The following is a 2500-nucleotide window of genomic DNA, read 5'->3' as shown; positions in this document are numbered from 1 at the left end:
AGCGCAGGGAAACCGAGTCCGAATAGGGCGATCAGTCGCTGGGAGTAGACCCGAAACCGAGCGATCTATCCATGACCAGGCTGAAGGTGGGGTAACACCCACTGAAGGGCCGAACCCACGCCCGTTGAAAAGGTCGGGGATGAGTTGTGGATCGGAGTGAAAGGCTAATCAAGCTCGGAGATAGCTGGTTCTCCCCGAAAGCTATTGAGGTAGCGCCTCGTGTCTCACTCCCGGGGGTAGAGCACTGTTTCGGCTAGGGGGCCATCCCGGCTTACCAACCCGAGGCAAACTCCGAATACCGGGAAGTGCAATCACGGGAGACACACGGCGGGTGCGAACATCCGTCGTGAAGAGGGAAACAACCCAGACCGCCAGCTAAGGTCCCCAAATTGCGGCTCAGTGGGAAACGATGTGGGAAGGCCCAGACAGCCAGGAGGTTGGCTTAGAAGCAGCCATCCTTTAAAGAAAGCGTAATAGCTCACTGGTCGAGTCGGCCTGCGCGGAAGATTCAACGGGGCTCAAGCCGCATACCGAAGCTGCGGATGCCGCAAGGCATGGTAGGGGAGCGTTCCGTACGCCGGCGAAGGTCGCTTGTGAGAGCGGCTGGAGGTATCGGAAGTGCGAATGCTGACATAAGTAACGATCATGCGGGTGAAAACCCCGCACGCCGAAAGCCCAAGGGTTCCTGCGCAACGTCAATCGGCGCAGGGTGAGTCGGCCCCTAAGGCGAGGCCGAAAGGCGTAGTCGATGGGAAACCGGTCAACAATCCGGTACTGACGGACACTGCGATGGGGGGACGGAGAAGGCTAAGCCAGCCGGCGATTGGTTGTGCCGGTTCAAGCGTGTAGGCAGGGCCACCAGGCAAATCCGGTGGTTCAATGCCAAGGCGTGATAACGAACCCTTCGGGGTGAAGTGGCCCAGGCCCAGCTCCCAGGAAAAGCCTCTAAGCTTCAGGTTTTCGTCATCCGTACCCCAAACCGACACAGGTGGGCGAGGAGAGTATCCTCAGGCGCTGGAGAGAACTCGGGTGAAGGAACTCGGCAAACTAGCACCGTAACTTCGGGAGAAGGTGCGCCCGTGGTACGTGAAGCCCCTCGCGGGTGGAGCGGACGCGGGCCGCAGTGACCAGGTGGCTGCGACTGTTTACTAAAAACACAGCACTCTGCCAACACGAAAGTGGACGTATAGGGTGTGACGCCTGCCCGGTGCCGGAAGGTTAATTGATGGGGTCAGCCGCAAGGCAAAGCTCTTGATCGAAGCCCCGGTAAACGGCGGCCGTAACTATAACGGTCCTAAGGTAGCGAAATTCCTTGTCGGGTAAGTTCCGACCTGCACGAATGGCGTAACGATAGCCACACTGTCTCCACCCGAGACTCCGTGAAATTGAACTCGCTGTTAAGATGCAGCGTACCCGCGGCAAGACGGAAAGACCCCGTGAACCTTTACTACAGCTTTGCACTGGATTTTGAGCGTTCTTGTGTAGGATAGGTGGGAGGCTTTGAAGCCGGAACGCCAGTTTCGGTGGAGCCAACCTTGAAATACCACCCTGGAACGCTCGGGATTCTAACCTCGGACCCTTATCGGGTTCAGGGACCGTGCATGGTGGGTAGTTTGACTGGGGCGGTCTCCTCCCAAAGCGTAACGGAGGAGCGCGAAGGTACCCTCAGCGCGGTCGGAAATCGCGCAGTGCGTGCAAAGGCAAAAGGGTGCTTGACTGCGAGACGGACAGGTCGAGCAGGTGCGAAAGCAGGTCTTAGTGATCCGGTGGTTCCTGATGGAAGGGCCATCGCTCAACGGATAAAAGGTACTCCGGGGATAACAGGCTGATACCGCCCAAGAGTCCATATCGACGGCGGTGTTTGGCACCTCGATGTCGGCTCATCACATCCTGGGGCTGTAGTCGGTCCCAAGGGTATGGCTGTTCGCCATTTAAAGTGGTACGCGAGCTGGGTTTAGAACGTCGTGAGACAGTTCGGTCCCTATCTGCCGTGGGCGTTGGAGTGTTGCGGGGAGCTGTTCCTAGTACGAGAGGACCGGAATGGACAGACCTCTGGTGTACCGGTTGTTCTGCCAAGAGCATCGCCGGGTAGCTACGTCCGGACGGGATAACCGCTGAAAGCATCTAAGCGGGAAGCCCCCCCCAAGATGAGCACTCCCGAGTCCTTGAGACTCCTAAAGGTCCGTGGAAGACCACCACGTGGATAGGCGTGGCGGTGAACGCGCGGTAACGCGTGCAGCCGACCCGTACTAATCAACCGTGCGGCTTGATCCGCTAACACCCAACCCCTTCGGGCTGGGCTGTACTTCGCTTTTGCTCAATCCGCGTTCACTCAATTCGATTTCACTCAAAAACTCGTACCTCCACTCCCCTTTCGCCTGGCGACCTTAGCGTGCGGGAACCACCCGACCCCATCCCGAACTCGACCGTGAAACCGCTCCGCGCCTATGATCGTGCGAGACCTACTCGCGCTAAAGTCGGTCATCGCCAGGCTCTTATT

The 2500-nt window shown here is 58.3% G+C and carries 2 rRNA genes (1 of these 2 cut by a window edge); both read left to right on the top strand.

What is annotated here, in order from left to right:
* A 23S ribosomal RNA gene (locus tag BN873_RS05855) occupies nt 1-2274 on the top strand; it begins 615 nt to the left of the window's first position.
* A gap of 103 nt (nt 2275-2377) precedes the next feature.
* Nucleotides 2378-2493: ribosomal RNA gene (gene rrf, locus BN873_RS05850) — 5S ribosomal RNA — on the top strand.
* Nucleotides 2494-2500: the final 7 nt, after the last annotated feature.

This window comes from Candidatus Competibacter denitrificans Run_A_D11, assembly GCF_001051235.1.
GTDB classification, from domain to species: domain Bacteria; phylum Pseudomonadota; class Gammaproteobacteria; order Competibacterales; family Competibacteraceae; genus Competibacter_A; species Competibacter_A denitrificans.
The sequence above is the reverse complement of the archived record's forward strand: the minus strand, read 5'-3'. Positions and strand labels throughout refer to the sequence as shown.